This is a genomic window from Natrinema sp. CGMCC1.2065 (genome assembly GCF_051225675.1).
In the GTDB taxonomy this organism is placed as follows: Archaea; Halobacteriota; Halobacteria; order Halobacteriales; family Natrialbaceae; genus Natrinema; species Natrinema thermotolerans.
In genome coordinates this window covers 18194-36092 of sequence record NZ_JBPJSJ010000009.1, presented here as the reverse complement: position 1 = coordinate 36092, position 17899 = coordinate 18194, and the positions used below count along the sequence as shown (strand labels likewise).

Genomic DNA, 17899 nt, shown 5'->3' with positions numbered 1-17899 from the left:
AACGTAACGGGACGCGCTCGTTTCGTCGCCGCTCAAGTAGTGTGCCACCACACTATATTTGTGCCTTCAGCGACTAACATCGAGTATGAGTACCGATCGGGTCGACGCCGAAAGCAAGGTCTCCGGGAATCAGGCCAATATTCCCGCGCGAATCCGTCGACAACTCGATATCGATGACGGTGATCGACTTCGGTGGCACGTCGGAGATGACGGAACGATCCGAGTGGAGGTCGTTCACCGCCGCGGTGGCTCGTTCGCTGATTTCACCGGATACGACGGTGACGAGGAGACCGACGCAACGACGGATCACGACGCCTGGGGAGTCGAATAGATGCCGCGTGCGGTCGTCGATACGTCGGTGCTGTTTGCCGCGAGTTACCGCCGAGACGGGGCACACGAAGCCGCACTTCCGATTCTTCGCGGGATCGACGATCAGTCCCTGCCCGAGGCGATCGTCCTCGATTACGTTCTCGCGGAGACGCTCAATGGACTGACGACACACGCTGGTTACGAGCCGGCCGTCGATTTTCTCGACCGTATAGAAGAAAACGCCAGATTTCACCTCGTTTCGATATCAGCTGATACGTTGGCGACAGCGAAATCGCTGTTTCGCCGGCATAGCGGCCTTTCGTTCGTCGACGTTTGTATTGTCGCGTATATGCAAGCCAACGATGTCGAATGCCTGTACGCGTTCGACGACGATTTCGATCGCGTCGACGAGATCACTCGACTCGGGACCGCGACGAATCCGTACGATCCGGGCTGACTACCGCGCGTCCTCGAGTTCCTCGAGCGCCGCCGGGTTCTCGATACTGCTCATGTCGCCCAGGTCCTCGCCGGTGTAGGTGGCCTGGATGGCTCGGCGGATGATCTTGCCCGACTGGGTCTTCGGGAACTCGTCGACGAACAGCACCTCGCGCGGGCGGAACGGTTTGCCAAGTTCCTCGCCGACCTGGGCGCGCAGTTCCTCGCGGAGGTCGTCGGTCTCCTCGTAGCCGTCCTCGAGGACGACGTAGGCGACGACGGCGGTGCCGGTGGTGTCGTCGGGCGCGCCGATGGCGGCGGCCTGATTGACCGCCGCGTGATCGATGAGCGCGCCTTCGACCTCCGCGGGGCCGACCTTCCGGCCGGCCACGTTGAGGGTGTCGTCGGCCCGGCCGTGGAGGAACCAGAAGCCGTCCGCGTCCTTCTGGGCCCAGTCGCCGTGGTCCCACATGTCCTCGAAGGTCGACCAGTACTCGTGCAGGTAGCGCTCGTCGCCCGACCACAGCGATTTGGTCATCGAGGGACAGGAGTCACGCGCGACGAGGTAGCCGCGTTCGTTGTCCTCCTTGACCGAATTGCCCTCGCGGTCGACGACGTCGATGTCCATCCCGAGGCCGGGCCCGCCGAGCGTACAGGGCTTGAGCGACTCGGTCGGCATCGGCATCAGGAAACAGCCACAGATCTCGGTGCCGCCGGAGATGTTGATGATCGGGGCCTCGCCGCCGCCCACGTTCTCGTGGAACCAGTGCCAGGACTCGGGATCCCACGGCTCGCCCGTCGAGCCCAGAATTCGCAACGAGGAGAGGTCGTGGCCCTCGAGCCACTCGTCCCCGTGCTTGCGCAGCGCCCGAATGGCGGTCGGCGAGATGCCGAACTGGGTGAGTTTGTGGCGGTCGATCATCCCCCAGAACCGGTCGGGCTCGGGGTAGTCCGGCGCGCCCTCGTACATGAAGACGGTGCCGCCGAAGGTGTGGGTCCCGATCAGGCTCCAGGGGCCCATCATCCAGCCGATGTCGGAGACCCAGAAGAACCGGTCCGCGGGCTTGAGATCCATCCCGAAGTGGACCTCCTTGGGACACTGGACCTGGACGCCCGCGTGGGTGTGAACGATCCCCTTCGGTTTGCCCGTCGTGCCCGACGAATACAGCAGCATCGACTCCTGACTCGAGGGCAGCGATTTCGTCTCGTAGTCGTCGGCGGCGGTTTCGACGGCGTCGGCCCACCACTCGTCGCGGTCGTCGTCCCAGGGGACTTGCCGTTCGTTCCGCTCGTCGCTCGAGCCCAGTCGATCGAAGACGATGGTGGACTCGACGTGGCCGGCCTCCGCGATCGCCTCGTCGGCGACGGACTTGAGGAAGACCGGATCGCCGCGCCGGTAGAAGCCGTCGCCGGTAAAGAGGACCGAACACTCCGAATCCGCGATCCGGGTCGCGGCCGCGTCGACGCCGAAACCCGAGAAGATCGGTACTGCGATCGCGCCGACCTTGAAACAGCCATAGAGGATCGAGACGACCTCCGGCACCATCGGCATGTAGAGCCCGACCGTGTCGCCGGTGCCGATGCCGCGTTCCTCGAGCGCGTTGGCGACCTGATTCGCTCCCCGATGGAGTTCGTGGTACGTGACTTCGCGGACCTCGCCGTGTTCGCCTTCCCAGATCGTGGCGACCTTGTTTCGGCGCTCCTCGTCGAGGGCGGCGTGGCGGTCGACGACGTTGTGGGCGATGTTCAGTTCGCCGCCGGGGTACCAGTCGGTGAACTGCGGGCCCTCGCTGTCGTCTCGGATTTCGTCGTACTCCTCGTAGAACTCGATATCGAGGTAGTCGACCAGTTCGTCCCAGAACCACTCGACGCCGCTGTCGGGTTCGCCCTCGAGATCGGTCGTCGTCCGCTCGATGAGTTCCTCGTAGTCGTCGATCCCGTAGGTCTCCATGAACTCGGCGACGTTCGTCGACTCGACGAACTCCTGGCTCGGTTCGTGGGCGATCTCGTCGATGTCCTCAAGGCTTGGGCTCGTGTTCCCGGACATTGTCACTCGTAGGTTAGCGTCATGCCACCATCAAACAACAGGTCGCCGCCGTCCAGGTGCCGGCCGAGATCCGAGAAGCCGAGCAAAAAGAGGTTGGCGACGTCGATCGGTTCCATCATCTCCGTGACTCGAGACTGACCGAGCATCACGTCCTCGATCACCTCGTCGACCGAGATGCCGCGCTGTTCGGCGGTATCCTCGAGTTGGGCGGTCACCAGCGGCGTCTTCACGTAGCCGGTGCTGAGCGAGAACGCCCGGATCTGCCCCTCGCCCTCGGCGGCGATCGACTGGGTCAGTCCCTGCAGGCCGAACTTCGAGACGTTGTACGCGACCTTGTCGCTCGTGACGTAATGACCGTGGACAGACGCCATGTTGCCGACACACCCCTGGCCGTCGTCGGTCTCTCGGAAGTGTGGGAGACACAGTTTCGAGAGATACAGCGGGGCCCGGAGCATGATTCGATGCATCAGGTCGTAGGTCTCCATCGGGAACTCGTCGATGGGGTCGATGTGTTGCATCCCGGCGACGTTCGCGAGGTACTTGAGATCGCCCAGCTGTGCGGCCTCGTCGACGATCCGCTCGATGTCGTCGTCGACCGTGAGATCGCCGGGCACCGGCTCGATCTCGCCCTCGAGACCGAGGTCCTCGCCGCGAGCCACCGTCCCGTCGAGGCCGTCTTCGTCGACGTCGGTCGCCGCGACCGTGAGGCCGTTACCGGCGGCGGCCAGTGCGGTCGCTCGGCCGATACCGGAGGCTCCGCCAGTCACGAGACAGACGTTGCGGTCGGTAAACGAATCATCGGGGAACCGGTAGATCTCGTCGTCGTCGACCGTCGGTGCCGTGACTTTCGTCTGGGACATGTTTTCCGTCTGCCACTCACCGCGGACGGGCATAAAAGTATCCGCGGCCGCGGTTCGCTGGCCGCTCGCGCCGGCGAACGTCTTTTGCCGTTCTACGGCGTTCGACGTAGCATGAGTACCCGAGCCGGGACCGACGAGGGTGCCTTCTGGGGCGACGCCACCGACGACGTCGCGCTCGAGCGCTATCGGACGCTCGTCAACACGATCGACGACGCGATCTACCAGCTCGACACCGACGGTCGCTTCGTCGCGGTCAACGACGTCATCGTCGAGGCGACCGGCTACGCCCGCGAGGACCTCCTCGGCGAACACGTCTCGCTCGTCCTCGCCGACGACGACGTGGCCCGCGTCGAACGCGAGATCACGACCCGGATCGTCGCGAACGACGACGAGATCGCGACCTTCGAACTCGCCGTCCGAACTGCCGACGGCGACGCGATCCCCTTCGAACTCCGCGTCAACCTGCTGCTCGAGGACGGCGAGTTCCGGGGGACCATCGGCGTCGCCCGCGACCGCTCCGAGAAGCGCCGTCGACAGGACACGCTCGCGTCGGCGATCGCCTCCTACGAGTCGATCACGAGCGTCATCGACGGGGCCGACATCGGCGCCATCGTCCTCAACGAGCAGTGTGAGATCGAGTGGGCCGACGAGTCCGTCGAGGAGTACTTCGGCCTCGATCGCGCGAGCCTCATCGGACGGGACACCCGGACGGTCGTCGACGAAGTCCTCAAACACCGGGTCGACGATCCCGACTCGTTCGCGGCGACCGTCCTGTCGTCGTACGACGACGAGCGCTACGTCGACGGGTTCGAGTGTCGGATCACCGGCGACGACGACCGCGAGGGCCGCTGGCTGTCCTACCAGAGCAAACCGATCGAATCGGGGGAGTTCGCCGGCGGACGGGTCGAGTTCTACTACGATATCACCGATCAGAAGGAGTCGAAGGGTGCGCTCCGGGAGAGCGAAGCGGCGTTCCGGTCGCTGGTCGACGCCGTCGAGGAGTACGCCATTTTCCGGCTCGATACCGACGGACACGTCGTCAGCTGGAACGAGGGGGCGCGCCAGATCAAGGGCTACGAGCGCGCGGAGATCCTGAGCGAACACTTCTCGCAGTTTTACACCGACGCGGACCGGGCCGCGGGCGTTCCCGCACGGAACCTCGAGCGGGCCCTCGAGAACGGCTCCGTCGAGGACGAGGGGTGGCGCGTTCGCGCGGACGGGACGCGGTTCTGGGCGAACGTCACGATCACGTCGGTCCGGGACGACGACGGCACCCATCGGGGCTATCTGAAGGTGACCCGCGACATGACGGACCGCTGGGAGCGCGAGCGCGAACTCGAGAGCGAACTGCAGCGTATCCTCGGGCGGATCTCCGACGCTTTCTATGCGGTCGACGACGAGTTCAGGTTCACCCACGTCAACGATCGTGCGGCGGAGCTGCTGGAACGCTCCGAGGAGGAACTCCTCGGGGAACGCCTCTGGGACGTGTTTCCCGACCTCAACGAGATCGACGAGGTCTGGGACGCCTTCCATACGGCCCTGGAGTCCCAGGAGCCCACCAGCTACGAACTCTACTACGACACGCTCGATTTCCGGGTCGAGGCGAACCTCTATCCTTCCGAGACCGGGATCTCGGTCTACTTCCGGGACGTTACCGAACGGCGGGAACGGGAACGCGAACTCGAGCGGACCGAGCGGCGCTTCGAGGCTATCTTCGAGGACCCGAACATCCTCGTTGGACTGCTCGAGCCCGACGGGACGGTGATCGACGTCAACGGAACCGCCATGGAGTACGTCGACGCGGAGCTGACGGACGTGATCGGCGAGCAGTTCTGTGAGACGCCGTGGTGGGGCGGGGAGTCCGCGGACGTTCGAGAGGACGTCAGGGAGTGGACCGAACGAGCCGCCGCCGGCGAGTACGTCAACTTCGAGGCCGACCTCTCCAGACCGGACGGGGAGCGATACACCCTGAATGGTGTCTTCCGGCCGGTCACGAACGACGACGGCGACGTCGTCTCGATCGTCGTCTCGGACCGGGACATCACGGAGCGCAAGAAACGCGAGCGCGAACTCGAGGAGTCCGAACAGCGCTATCGCACCCTGGCCGAGAACTTCCCGAACGGCGTCGTCACGCTGTTCGACCACGACCTCGAGTACACGCTGGCGGCGGGCCAGGGCTTCGAGAAGATCCCGGTCGATCCGGCCGACATCGAGGGTAACCACTACAGGGATGCCTGGGACGCGGCGACCAGCGACGCGCTCGAGCCGGCGCTTCGGGGCGCACTCGAGGGCGAGCAAGGGGCAGTCGAACTCGAGTACGCCGACCGCGAGTGGGTCGTCTACACGGTCCCGATCACCGATACCCGCGGCGACGTCTTCGCCGGCGTGACGATGGCCCACGACATCACCGAGCGCAAGGAGTACCAGCGTAGACTCGAGGAGACCGTCGATCGACTCGAGGAGTCGAACAAACGCCTCGAGCAGTTCGCCTACGCCGCCTCACACGACTTACAGGAACCCCTGCGGATGGTCTCGAGCTACCTCCAGCTGATCGAGGGCCGCTATGCCAATGCCCTCGACTCGGACGGACGGGAGTTCCTCGAGTACGCCGTCGACGGGGCCGAACGGATGCGCGACATGATCGACGGGCTGCTTGCCTACTCGCGGGTCGAAACCCAGGGCGAGCCGCTCGAGCCCGTCGCCCTCGAAACCGTCTTCGACGACGTCCTCGAAGACCTGCAGTTACGGCTCGAGGAGACCGACGCGGCGCTCGAGGTCGGGGAGTTGCCCCGCGTCGAGGGCGATGCCAGCCAGCTCCGGCAGGTGTTCCAGAACCTCCTGAGTAACGCCCTCGAGTACAGCGGCGACGAGCCGCCCCGCGTCCGCGTCGACGCCGAGCGCCGCGGCGAGGACTGGGTGGTCTCGGTCCACGACGAGGGGATCGGGATCGACCCGGACGATCAGGACCGCATCTTCGAGGTCTTCGAACGGCTGCACGGTCGCGAGGCCCACGCCGGCACCGGGATCGGGCTCGCGCTCTGTCAGCGCATCGTCGAACGCCACGGCGGCGAGATCCGCGTCGATTCCGTGCCGGGCGAAGGGGCAACGTTTTCGGTCGTGTTGCCCGCGGCGGACGCCGAGTGAGCGACTCAGCTTGCGTCCGCCCGCCGCCGCTCGAGCGTCCGTAACTGCTCGATCCGGGCCTCGGTCGACGGATGCGTCGCGGGCCGCCATCCGAGCAGCCGACGAACGGCTGCGACCGCCGGGCGGACGACGCGCACGTGGAGCCAGACCAGCCCCCGGTTCAGTCCGCGGGGATCGGCCGGCCCCTCGAGCGAGACCGGCGGCAGAAACCGTTCGACCCAGTGGTCCTCGCCGTCGTCATCGTCCGCTGAGACGGGCAATGGCCGCGACACGATCCCCAGCGTCGCGCTCGCGTGCAGTCGGGCGTCCCGTTTCGGGCGCGAGTCCGCGAGCGTCTCGAGGGCGCTCGCCAGCGCGGCCGGGTCGCCGATGAGTTGACTCGCGCCGCGGTCGGCGGCGTACTCGCGAGTCTTCGCAAACAGGCCGAGTGCGATCGCGTTCACGCCGAGCAGCGCCCGTGCGACCGCGCTCACGACGAGGTACACGACCCCGGTCACGAGGATCGGCACCGCGAGGATGAAAATACCGACCCCGGTGAAGAGACCGAGCATCACCGCGTTCTCGAGGACGCGACGGAGCAGCCGTTCGCGCTCGAGCAATCGATCGCCGATCGCGACGGTCGCGGCGACGGCCGTGACGACCGGGAGGTCCCGGTTCGCGATGTGTGCGACCTCGTGGGCGAGGGCCGCGTCGAGTTCGTCGTCGTCGAGTTCTGCGAGCAGCCCCCTCGTCACTACGATCGTCGGCGAGCGGCGGCTCCCGACGGTCAGACAGGTCGGTTCGGTACGGTCGGCGATGGCCACCGAGGGCACCGGGACGGCCGCCTGCGTCGCCAACCGCTGGACGCGTCCGGCGACGTTTCTCGGACCGTCGCCCTCGGACGCCGTCAACTCGAGCCCGGCGACGGCGGATCGCGAGCCGTATCGCGCCTGCAGGGCGACGAGACCGACCGCACCGAGGAGGACCGCTCCGACGACGAACGGAACGCCGACGACGGCCGGGCGGGACCAGCCGCTCGCCGCCGCCACGCGGAGCCCGCTCCAGGCGAGAACCGAGAGGACGCCGACGTTGACGCCGACCACCAACGCGAGGGCACCGAGGATCCGGAACTGGAGCCGTCGATCCGGCGAGAGTGCCATACTGTCAGTTCGATACCGTGTTTCCAACAGTGTTGCGGTCGTCGTCGGACCGAGGGACGACCGGCGGCTTCTGGGGTCGGCCCACATATGAGATTCTAGATATGAGTCTGACGTACGTTTATGTGGCCGGCCGGGCCCCTAGTGGATATGTCGAACGATCGCGTCGAGCAGCTCGAATCGACGGTCGCGGAACTCGAGTCGACGGTAGAGGGCCTGACGGACGAACTCATCGAAGCCAAGGAGCGAATCCGGGTCCTCGAGGCCGAACTCGACGCCGAAACGCCGACACGGGTCCCCGATCGGCGGGGCGACGAGGCGGGAACGGTGGCGGGAGACGAGACGCCGGAGGCCGAACCCGACGAAGTCGCCGAGGCGGCGGCCGACGCCGAGGACGAGACGGAGACGGCCGACGAGGAAACGGAAGACTCAGGTAGCGACGACATCATCGTCGCATAACTGCAGCGGCGGCCGCGGTCGGGGAACGGACAACCCGGCAGACGGCCGCGTGTGTGACGGAGGGCTCGGATCAAGAATGTATATCAAGTCGATCGTTCTCGACGATTTCAAGAGCTTCGGCCGCAAGACGAAGATCCCGTTTTACGAGGACTTCACGGTCGTGACCGGGCCCAACGGCTCCGGCAAGTCAAATATCATCGACGCCGTATTGTTCGCGCTCGGGTTGGCCCGAACGCGGGGGATCCGCGCGGAGAAGCTGACCGACCTCATCTACAATCCCGGTCACGAGGACGGTGACGGCGACGCCGGCGGCTCCCGGGAGGCGACCGTCGAGGTCGTCCTCGACAACGCCGACGGGACGCTGACTCGCTCGCAGGTCGTCAACGCCGCGGGCAGCGAGGACGTTGGCGACGTCGACGAGATCCGCATTCGTCGCCGGGTCAAAGAGACCGAGGACAACTACTACTCCTACTACTATCTCAACGACCGCTCGGTCAACCTCTCCGACATCCAGGACCTGTTGGCTCAGGCAGGGATTACCCCTGAGGGGTACAACGTCGTCATGCAGGGCGACGTCACCGAAATCATCAACATGACTCCCCACGCCCGCCGGGAGATCATCGACGAAATCGCGGGCGTCGCCGAGTTCGATGCCAAGAAGGAAGACGCCTTCGAGGAACTCGAGACGGTCCAGGAACGGATCGACGAAGCCGAACTCCGCATCGAGGAGAAACGCGACCGGCTCGAGCAGCTTGCGGACGAGCGCCGCGAGGCGATGCGGTATCGCCGGCTCCGCCGCGAGAAAGAGGAGTACGAGGGCTACAAGAAAGCCAGCGAACTCGAGGAGAAACGCACGGACCTCGAGTCGGTCGCGGCGGAGATCGACGACCGCGAGGACGAACTCCGGGAACTGCAGCGCGAACTCCACGAACGCGAGGGCAAGGTCGTCCGGCTCGAGGAGGACCTCGCGGACATAAACGACGAGATCGAGCGCAAGGGCGAGGACGAACAGCTGCGGATCAAAAGCGAGATCGAGGAACTCAAAGGCGAGATCTCGCGACTCGAGGACAAGATCGAATCCAGCGAGGCCGAGATCGAGGCCGCCGAGGCCGACCGCCGCGAGGCCTTCGTCGAGATCGACCGCAAGCAAGAGCAGATCGACGACCTCGAAGACGAGATCCGCGAACACAAGCTGGAGAAAGCCTCGATCAAGACCGAGATTCAAGAGCGCGAGGCCGAACGCGACGACCTCGAGGCCGAGATCGAAGCCGTCGACACCGAGTTCGACGAACTCAAGGCCGAACTCGCCGAGCGCAAGGACGACCTCGAGGCCGCCAAGACCGAGAAGAACGACCTTCAGCGCGAGCAGGACCGCCTGCTCGACGAGGCCCGGCGGCGCTCGACCACCATCGAGGAGACCGAGGAGACCATCGCGGAAAAGCAGGAGACGTTGCCCGAGATCGAGAACCAGCGGGCCGACTTAGAGCGGGAACTCGAGAAGGCCGAGCAGAACCGGTCGAACATCGCCGCCGTCGTCGACGATCTGAAAGGCGAGAAACGCCGGCTCCAGTCGGACCTCGACGAACTCGACGATGACATTCAGGCCAAACAGCAGGAGTACGCCGAACTCGAGGCAAAGGCCGGCGAGAGCGGCGACTCCTCGTTTGGCCGTGCGGTGACGACGATCCTCAATTCGGGGATCAACGGCGTCCACGGTGCAGTCGCCCAACTCGGCACGGTGCCCGGCGAGTACGCCGTCGCCTGTGAGACCGCTGCCGGGGGTCGACTGGCGAACGTGGTCGTCGACGACGACGTGGTCGGCCAGCAGTGTATCGAACACCTCAAATCGCGCAACGCCGGTCGGGCGACCTTCCTGCCGCTGACCGATATGAGCCAGCGCCGGCTACCCAACGCCCCCAGCGATCCTGGCGTCGTGGACTTCGCGTACAACCTCGTCGACTTCGACGAGGAGTACGCCGGCGTCTTCTCGTACGTCCTCGGGGACACGCTGGTCGTCGAGGACATCGAGACCGCCCGCTCCTATATGGGCGACTACCGGATGGTCACCGTCGATGGCGACTTGGTCGAGAAAAGCGGCGCGATGACCGGCGGCTCCGGCGGCGGCTCCCGGTACTCCTTTACCGGCGGCGGCGAGGGCCAACTCGAGCGCGTCGCCAAGCAGATCACCGGACTGCAGGAGGAACGCGAGGAACTGCGCGAGGAACTGCGCGGCGTCGAGGAACGACTCGACGACGCCCGCGACCGCAAGACCGACGCCGCCGACGAGGTGCGCTCGATCGAGGCCGAACTCGAGGGACTCGACGAGAAACGCGAGCGGGTCGAGAGCGAGATCGACGACCTCGAGGCCGAACTCGCGGACCTGCGCGAGGAGCGGGAGTCGGTCGACGAGCGGATGAACGAGATCTCGGCGACGATCGACGAAAAGACGGCCGCGATCGAGGAGATCGAGGCCGAGATCGACGATCTCGAAACCGAACTCGCGGACTCGAAGATCCCCGAACTGACCGATCGGATCGAGGCCCTCGAGGCCGAAATCGACGATCGCGAGGACCGCATCACCGAGATCGACAGCGAGATCAACGAACTCACCCTCGAGAAGGAGTACGCCGAGGACGCGATCGATGACCGCCACGACGACATCGAGGCGGCCCAGAACCGCAAGGCAGACCACGAGGAGCGAATCGAAGAGTACGAGGCCGAAATCGAGGGCAAGCGCGAGGGTCTCGAGGAGAAACGCGCGGCCGTCGCGGAACTCGAGGAGGAGCTGACGGAGCTGAAAGCCGATCGCAGCGACCTGAAGGAGGAACTCTCGGAAGCGCGGACGAAACGCGACCGACAACAGGATCGGGTCAACACCGTCGAGAGCAAACTCGAGGATGCCCGCGAGCGGGCCGACAGCCTCGAGTGGGAAATCGAGTCGCTTGAATCGGCGGTCGGCGACTACGACCCCGAGGACGTGCCCGACCACGAGACCGTCCTCGAGACCATCGAGTTGTTGCAGTCCGACATGGACGCGATGGAGCCGGTCAACATGCTCGCGATCGAGGAGTACGACGAGGTCCGGGACGATCTCGACGACCTCGAGGAGGGGAAGGCGACGCTTGTCGAAGAAGCGGAGGGTATCCGCGACCGGATCGAGCAGTACGAGACCCAGAAGAAACGGACGTTCATGGACGCCTACGAGGCGATCGCCGGCCACTTCACCGAGATCTTCGAGCAGCTCTCGGAGGGGACCGGGAGCCTCCATCTCGAGAACGAGGACGACCCGTTCGACGGCGGACTGACGATGAAGGCCCAGCCGGGCGACAAGCCCATCCAGCGGCTGGATGCGATGTCCGGCGGCGAGAAGTCCCTGACCGCACTCGCGTTCATCTTCGCGATCCAGCGACACAACCCCGCCCCCTTCTACGCGCTCGACGAGATCGACGCCTTCCTCGACGCGGTCAACGCCGAGCGGGTCGGTGAGATGGTCGAAGAACTGGCCGGCGAGGCGCAGTTCGTCGTCGTTTCCCACCGCTCGGCCATGCTCGATCGCTCCGAGCGAGCCATCGGCGTGACGATGCAACAGGACAACGTCAGCGCGGTGACCGGGATCGATCTCAGCGATAGCGACGACGGTGGTGAGGAGGTGCCCGTGAGTGACTAGCGAGTCGCCACGCGACTCGGATGATCTGAGCGGAGCGCGGCGCGACGCGCCGCGGAAAAGCGAACGGGGAGCGGAGCGATCCGTGAGCGGGGAACGAAGTGACCCGCGAGGTAGCGATCCGCCATGCGGCTCGGAGACGGAACGGGACCGCGACGAGTTCTATACCGACGGCGGCGACGAGATCCCCCTCGATATCACGGGCCACGAGGACCGCGAGCGGCCCGGGGACGCGGACTCGAGCGGTGACGACGAGACGAACGCCGCGAGCCACGCACCCAGAGCCGACGACTCCGTCCTCGAGTTCTCCGAGGACGAGGTGGACGCGGGGGCCGGAGACGACGAGGAGGTCGAACCCGTCGAACTGCTGGTCCAGCTCGCCGAAGAGGGCGAGATCGATCCCTGGGATATCGACGTCGTCCGGGTCACCGACAAGTTCCTCGAGGCGATCGAGGACGCGGACCTCCGGACGTCGGGCCGGGCGCTGTTCTACGCAAGCGTCCTCCTGCGGATGAAAAGCGACGAGCTGTTCGCGACCGACGAGCCCGAGGAGGAAGAACTCCCGCCGTGGGAGGCACCGTTCGCCGACGATCCCGCGATGGACGCCGAGGGCGAGGAGCGCCACCCGCCGGGATTCGATCCCGTCGAGAGCCTCGAGGCGGAGATGGAGCGTCGCCTCGAGCGCAAGCACGCCCGCGGGAAGCCGGAGACGTTGGACGAACTCGTTCGGGAACTGCGGACTGCCGAACGGGACACCCGGTGGAAGGAGTCGCGCAGTTACGACACGAGCGACTCGCCGTCGGGGTACGACCGCGGTATGCAGGAACTTGACTACCGCTCGGGCGACGATTTCCGGGTCGACGACGAACCGACCAGCGACGACGTCACCCACACCACCCACGAGGAGGACATCGAGGCGGTCATCGACGACGTCGAGGGCGAACTCGAGGTCCACTACGAGAACGGGCGCGAGGAGGTGCTGTTCGCCGAGATAGACGCCGTCGGCGGCTCGCGCGTGATGAGCTATCTGGCGCTGCTCTTTCTGGCCCATCGGGGCCGGATCACGCTCGAGCAGGACGAGCTGTTCGGCGACCTCTGGATCAGGGAGGCAGCGGTGGACGCGGACGCGAGCGAGGCGATCGCCGACTGAGAGCGGGCCGGATCGGCTCGAGGAAACGGGAGTGAGGACGCGGGGGCATTCGGGCCCGCCGCTCAGAGACTTCGCTCGATCGCCGTCCGGAGTCGCCGCTCGAGGTCGGACTCGTCACCCGGCCGGAGCGAGAGTCGCTCGTGTCGCTCGTCGGCGTCGAACTGTTCGGCGAGCAGGCCGCCGCGGCGGTCGATCTCGAGCAGCAGATCGAAGCCGTCGCCCTCGGGCAGCGTGACGACCTCGAGTTCATCGAGGTCGTCCACGAAGGGGCCGGACCGGGGAACGAACTCGAGTTCCTGAACGAAACGGTGGTCCGCGAACAGCGATTCCGTGGCCTCGCACGTCGCCGTTTTGCGGGCGAACCCGAGTGACTCGAGGGCGTCGAACAGCGTCTCGCGGAGCGGGTCGGGTTCGATCTCGATCGGATCACGGTCGTCCGGATCGACCGCCCAGTCGATGTCGAGGCCGGTATCGAGCCAGACGTCGGTTCGATCCGACGTGACGGGCGTGTGGTAGGGGATGTCGATGGTGACAGTAAACGAGCGTTCCTCGTCGGGGTCGATCGTAAACGAATTCGAGAGGGCGTCCGTCTCGAGCTTCGCGGTTCCGTGGCTCTCGTCGGTCTCGTACCGCGTCACCAGGGCGACGTAGATGCTCTCAACGTCCTGACTGTCGTTGCCGCCGGTAACGTCGACGCGCGCGTCGACTGATTCGCCCGCCGTGAGGGTCGGCGGGAGGACCGTCTCGACCGTCGCCGAACCGATGCCGAGTCTCGATAGGACTCGTTTCATGCGGTCGAAAGGCCGCAGCCGTGGCATAAATATTTTGTTAGGTTAGCGGCGTGAGACGACGGCGAGAAAGCGAGGTTCGGAGCGATCCGCGAGCGTGGCAGCGTTACTCGCCGGCCAGCGCCCACTGGCCGTCACCGACCGACTCGAGGACCTCGCGGCGTTCCATCTCGGCGAGGACCTCGGGGAGGCGGTCGGGCTGGGCGATCTCCATCTCGATGCGTTCGATGCCGTGGTGGTCGGTCAGGGCACGGCGGATCGCCTCGTCCGTGAACGTCTCGCGGTCGCTGGCCTCCATGGCACCGGCGATCAGGTCGACCATGTCCTCGATGAAGTTCCACGGGTAGACGACCCAGGTCCACTCCTCCAAGCGCTCGCCGACGTAGTCGGGCTGGAACTCGCTGGTGCCGAGCAACTGCAGCGTCGCGGTACGGACCTCGCCGGCGTCGCGGTCGGCGACGTAGTCGTACGCGCGACTGATCGAGCCGCCGGTGTCGGCGATGTCGTCGATGATCAGCACGTCCTTGCCCTCGACGCTGCCTTCGGGCATCGGGTAGCGGACGCTCGGCTCGTCGGACTTCTCGGCGGCACCGACGTAGTGTTCCATCTTCAGACTTGTCAGGTCGTCGAGCCCGAGGAAGTCACAGAGACACCGCCCCGCGAACCAGCCGCCGCGAGCCAGCGCGACGACCACGTCGGGCTCGAACTCGTCGTCGCGCACGTCGTCGGCGACGTCCCGACACAGTCCGTAGATGTACTCCCAGTTGGTTATCGTACAGTCGAAATCGTCCGGTAAGTCGGACATCTGGTGGCCACCTACGCGACCCCTCGAGCCCGCGCCCCTTAAGTCGGCTGAAACTGGTTTCACCCCCGATCGAGCGATTGCGGCCCCGTCGCCGGGACCACTGCGAGACGTCGAACGGATCGACGACCGTGAGGGGCCGACGTATCCCCGCCCCTCGAGCGGGCGGTCAGCGAGACGATAGCGCCGAGCCGTGGGAGCGGGAGAGTTTTATAACCTAGTAGTACAACCTAGTTATCGATGTCGAAAACGCAGATACAGGCCGCCCGCGACGGGACGGTCACGCCCGAAATGGAGCGGGTCGCTGAGCGAGAGAACCGCGATCCGGAGTACGTCCGCGAGCAGGTCGCCGCGGGCCAGGCCGTCATCCCGGCCAACCGACACCACGACACCCTCGATCCGATGATCATCGGTCGCGAGTTCGCGACGAAGGTCAACGCCAACATCGGTAATAGCGAGACGACCAGCGACCTCGAGACGGAACTCGAGAAACTCCACACCGCGGTCCACTACGGCGCGGACACGGTGATGGATCTGGGCACCGGAAGCGACTTAGACGAGATTCGGGAAGCCCACGTCGATCACTCGCCGGTACCCATCGGGACGGTGCCGCTGTACGAGGCCGTCAAGCAGGCGGGCAGTCCCGAGGCGATCACGACGGAGCTGTTGCTCGAGATCATCGAGAAACAGGCCGAGCAGGGTGTCGACTACATGACGATTCACGCGGGGATCCTCGCCGAACACTTGCCGTTGACCGACGGCCGGAAAACGGGAATCGTCTCGCGGGGCGGCTCCATCATGGCCAAGTGGATGGAGGAACACGGCGAGCAGAACCCGCTGTATCAGGTCTTCCCCGAGATCTGCGAGATCTTTGCCGAACACGACGTCACGTTCAGCCTCGGCGACAGCCTCCGCCCGGGGTCGCTGGCGGACGCCTGCGACGAGGCCCAGTACGCCGAACTCGACACGCTGGGCGAACTGACCCGCGTCGGCTGGGACCACGGCGTCCAGGTAATGGTCGAAGGGCCGGGCCACGTCCCGATGCACAAGGTCGCGGAGAACGTCGAACGCCAGCAGGAAGTCTGTGACGGCGCGCCCTTCTACGTCCTCGGACCGCTGGTCACTGACATCGCACCCGGCTACGACCACATCACGAGCGCCATCGGTGCCGCGATGGCCGCACAGGCCGGGGCCGCGATGCTGTGTTACGTCACACCCAAGGAACACCTCGGGCTCCCCGAGGAGGACGATGTCCGCGACGGCCTCGCGGCCTACCGGATCGCCGCCCACGCCGCCGACGTGGGCAACGAGCGGCCGGGCGCACGCGACTGGGACGACGCGCTTTCGGAGGCGCGGTACAACTTCGACTGGCGCGAGCAGTTCGACCTCGCGCTCGATCCGGATCGCGCCCGGTCGTTCCACGACCAGACCCTGCCCGGCGACAACTACAAGGAAGCCCGTTTCTGCTCGATGTGTGGCGCGGAGTTCTGTTCGATGCGGATCGACCAAGATGCGCGCGAGGATGGTGAGATGGAAACCATCGAGGGCGAGGACGGCACCGACCTCGAGGCCTCGCCGGCCGCCGCGGTCAACCGCCCGCCCGTGGGGACCCACCGGTCGGGCGACCTGCCGCCGATGGCCGATCACGAGGGCAACGAGCCGCTCGAGGAACCGAGCGACGACTGACCCTTCGGGGTCCGTTACAGTCACGGAGAATCGACAGTGTGCTTATCCGACGGACCGTGGTCGGTTCGGTATCGATGGCACCCCGACGACGGACCGTACTGGCGGCGGTATCGACTGCGACAGCGTCGGCAGTGGCCGGCTGTGCCGGCTTCCTCACCGACGAGACGAGCGACGACGGGGACGATCCGGCAGCCGCAACCGACGTCGCGACGGCGCTCGTCGAGGACCTCGCGGACGGGCGGTTCGAGCGCGCGAGCGAGCGGTTCCGGTCGGACCAGCGCTCGAGATACGGCGATCCCGGTCGCCTCGAGCGGCTCTGGCTGGCACTGACGACTACGAGCGGTTCGTTCGAGGAGATCCTCGAGACGGAAGTGACGGAGGGCCAGCAGCTACGTGCGGTCGAAGTGACCGCGGCGTTCGACGGCGGCGACCACGACTGTACCGTCGTCATTGACGGCGAGACGCGGGTGCGAAATTACGGGCTCAGCGACGAGTACGAGCGGCCGTCGTACGTCGATCCGGACGCGATAACGACGCAGTCGGTGTCCCTCTCGGTGCCCGACTGCTCGCTGCCGGGGACGGTGACGACGCCCGCAGCGGGCGACGGCGTTCCGGGAGTCGTCCTCGTCCACGACGACGGGCCGATGACGGCCGATACCCCGCGCGGGGGCACCAAGACGTTCGCCGATCTGGCCGAGGGACTCGCGATGGAGGGCGTCGCGACGCTGCGATACGACAAGCGGGTTCCGGCCTGTGAAGTCGCGCCCGAGGCGTACACGCTCGATCGCGTCACCGTCGACGACGCCGCGGTCGCGATCGAGCGACTCCGGAACGTCGACGGCGTCGATCCCGACCGGATCGTCGTCGCCGGACACGGACTCGGCGGCCGGGCAGCGCCTCGAATCGCCGATCAGGACGGAAGCCTGGCCGGCGTCGTCGGGCTCGCACCGCCGGCACGGCCCTACCCCGAGTTCACCTTCTCGCAGCTCGAGTACAAGGTCTCGGTCGGGAGCCACGAGTGGGCGGACCTGACGGCAACCTACGAGACCTGGGGCGACGAGATCGACCGGGTCCGCTCGGGCGAGTACGAACCCGCCGAGCGGCTCCTCGGCAAACCCGGCGCGTTCTGGGACAGCATCGGCGACTACGATCACCTCGGGGTCGCGGCCGAGACCGACGTCCCGGTCCTGCTGTGTCAGGGCGAACGGGACTTTCAGGTGTCCGTCGCCGACGACCTCGAGCAGTGGGACGATTCGTTCGCGGGCGCGACCACCGTCGAAACCTACGCGGACTGCAATCACCTGTTCATGCCCGGCGAGGGCGAGCCGGTGGCGCTCGCCTACGCCGTCCGGAACAACGTCGCCGAGGCGGTCGTCAACGACATCGCGACGTGGGTTCGCGAGTTGTAGCCGCCGTGGG

Annotated in this window: 13 protein-coding genes; 8 read left to right on the top strand and 5 right to left on the bottom strand. The window is 66.1% G+C overall.

The window, feature by feature from the left end:
• The first annotated feature begins 85 nt into the window (after nt 1-85).
• Nucleotides 86-331 carry an AbrB/MazE/SpoVT family DNA-binding domain-containing protein gene (locus ACSBP4_RS10965; RefSeq protein ID WP_049964837.1) on the top strand — a complete coding sequence of 82 codons (246 nt, stop codon included), beginning with the start codon at nt 86-88 and terminating at the stop codon, nt 329-331.
• Nucleotides 332-766: a type II toxin-antitoxin system VapC family toxin gene (locus ACSBP4_RS10960; RefSeq protein ID WP_435552221.1), complete on the top strand. Its 435-nt coding sequence runs from the start codon at nt 332-334 to the stop codon at nt 764-766.
• Here ACSBP4_RS10960 and ACSBP4_RS10955 read toward each other — a convergent pair whose 3' ends face one another.
• Nucleotides 767-2791, bottom strand: a complete 2025-nt coding sequence (locus ACSBP4_RS10955; protein WP_435552220.1) for an AMP-binding protein — start codon at nt 2789-2791, stop codon at nt 767-769. It lies immediately after the preceding gene.
• Nucleotides 2792-2793: 2 nt separating this feature from the next.
• The gene (locus ACSBP4_RS10950; RefSeq protein WP_435552219.1) at nt 2794-3651 is read right to left on the bottom strand and encodes an SDR family NAD(P)-dependent oxidoreductase; all 858 of its coding nucleotides are present in this window, start codon (nt 3649-3651) and stop codon (nt 2794-2796) included.
• 111 nt (nt 3652-3762) lie between these two features.
• On the opposite strand from ACSBP4_RS10950, the gene ACSBP4_RS10945 reads away from it, so the two are divergent.
• A complete protein-coding gene (locus ACSBP4_RS10945) occupies nt 3763-6795 on the top strand; it encodes a PAS domain-containing sensor histidine kinase (RefSeq protein ID WP_435552218.1) in 3033 nt (1010 codons plus the stop codon).
• A gap of 5 nt (nt 6796-6800) precedes the next feature.
• Here the strand turns inward: ACSBP4_RS10945 and ACSBP4_RS10940 are convergent, their stop codons facing one another.
• Complete coding sequence (locus tag ACSBP4_RS10940) at nt 6801-7934, bottom strand: M48 family metallopeptidase (protein WP_435552217.1); 1134 nt, start codon at nt 7932-7934, stop codon at nt 6801-6803.
• Nucleotides 7935-8081: 147 nt separating this feature from the next.
• Here ACSBP4_RS10940 and ACSBP4_RS10935 point away from each other — a divergent pair, with 147 nt between their 5' ends.
• From ACSBP4_RS10935 to ACSBP4_RS10925, 3 genes are all read left to right on the top strand, one after another.
• On the top strand, nt 8082-8390 hold the full coding sequence (locus ACSBP4_RS10935) for a DUF7518 family protein (protein WP_006650263.1): 309 nt from the start codon (nt 8082-8084) through the stop codon (nt 8388-8390).
• 76 nt (nt 8391-8466) lie between these two features.
• Nucleotides 8467-12057: a chromosome segregation protein SMC gene (smc, locus tag ACSBP4_RS10930; protein ID WP_435552216.1), complete on the top strand. Its 3591-nt coding sequence runs from the start codon at nt 8467-8469 to the stop codon at nt 12055-12057.
• Nucleotides 12050-13204: a segregation/condensation protein A gene (locus ACSBP4_RS10925; RefSeq protein WP_435552215.1), complete on the top strand. Its 1155-nt coding sequence runs from the start codon at nt 12050-12052 to the stop codon at nt 13202-13204. The genes smc and ACSBP4_RS10925 overlap by 8 nt, the downstream gene beginning before the upstream one ends.
• A gap of 62 nt (nt 13205-13266) precedes the next feature.
• Here the strand turns inward: ACSBP4_RS10925 and ACSBP4_RS10920 are convergent, their stop codons facing one another.
• Together ACSBP4_RS10920 and ACSBP4_RS10915 are read right to left on the bottom strand one after the other, a co-directional pair.
• Complete coding sequence (locus ACSBP4_RS10920) at nt 13267-13995, bottom strand: sporulation protein (protein ID WP_006650260.1); 729 nt, start codon at nt 13993-13995, stop codon at nt 13267-13269.
• Between the two features lie 103 nt (nt 13996-14098).
• Complete coding sequence (locus tag ACSBP4_RS10915) at nt 14099-14797, bottom strand: phosphoribosyltransferase (protein WP_435552214.1); 699 nt, start codon at nt 14795-14797, stop codon at nt 14099-14101.
• A 237-nt stretch (nt 14798-15034) separates the two neighbouring features.
• Here ACSBP4_RS10915 and thiC point away from each other — a divergent pair, with 237 nt between their 5' ends.
• Together thiC and ACSBP4_RS10905 are read left to right on the top strand one after the other, a co-directional pair.
• Complete coding sequence (gene thiC, locus ACSBP4_RS10910) at nt 15035-16480, top strand: phosphomethylpyrimidine synthase ThiC (protein ID WP_435552213.1); 1446 nt, start codon at nt 15035-15037, stop codon at nt 16478-16480.
• A 74-nt stretch (nt 16481-16554) separates the two neighbouring features.
• The gene (locus tag ACSBP4_RS10905; protein WP_435552212.1) at nt 16555-17889 is read left to right on the top strand and encodes an alpha/beta hydrolase family protein; all 1335 of its coding nucleotides are present in this window, start codon (nt 16555-16557) and stop codon (nt 17887-17889) included.
• The last annotated feature ends 10 nt before the right edge of the window (nt 17890-17899 follow it).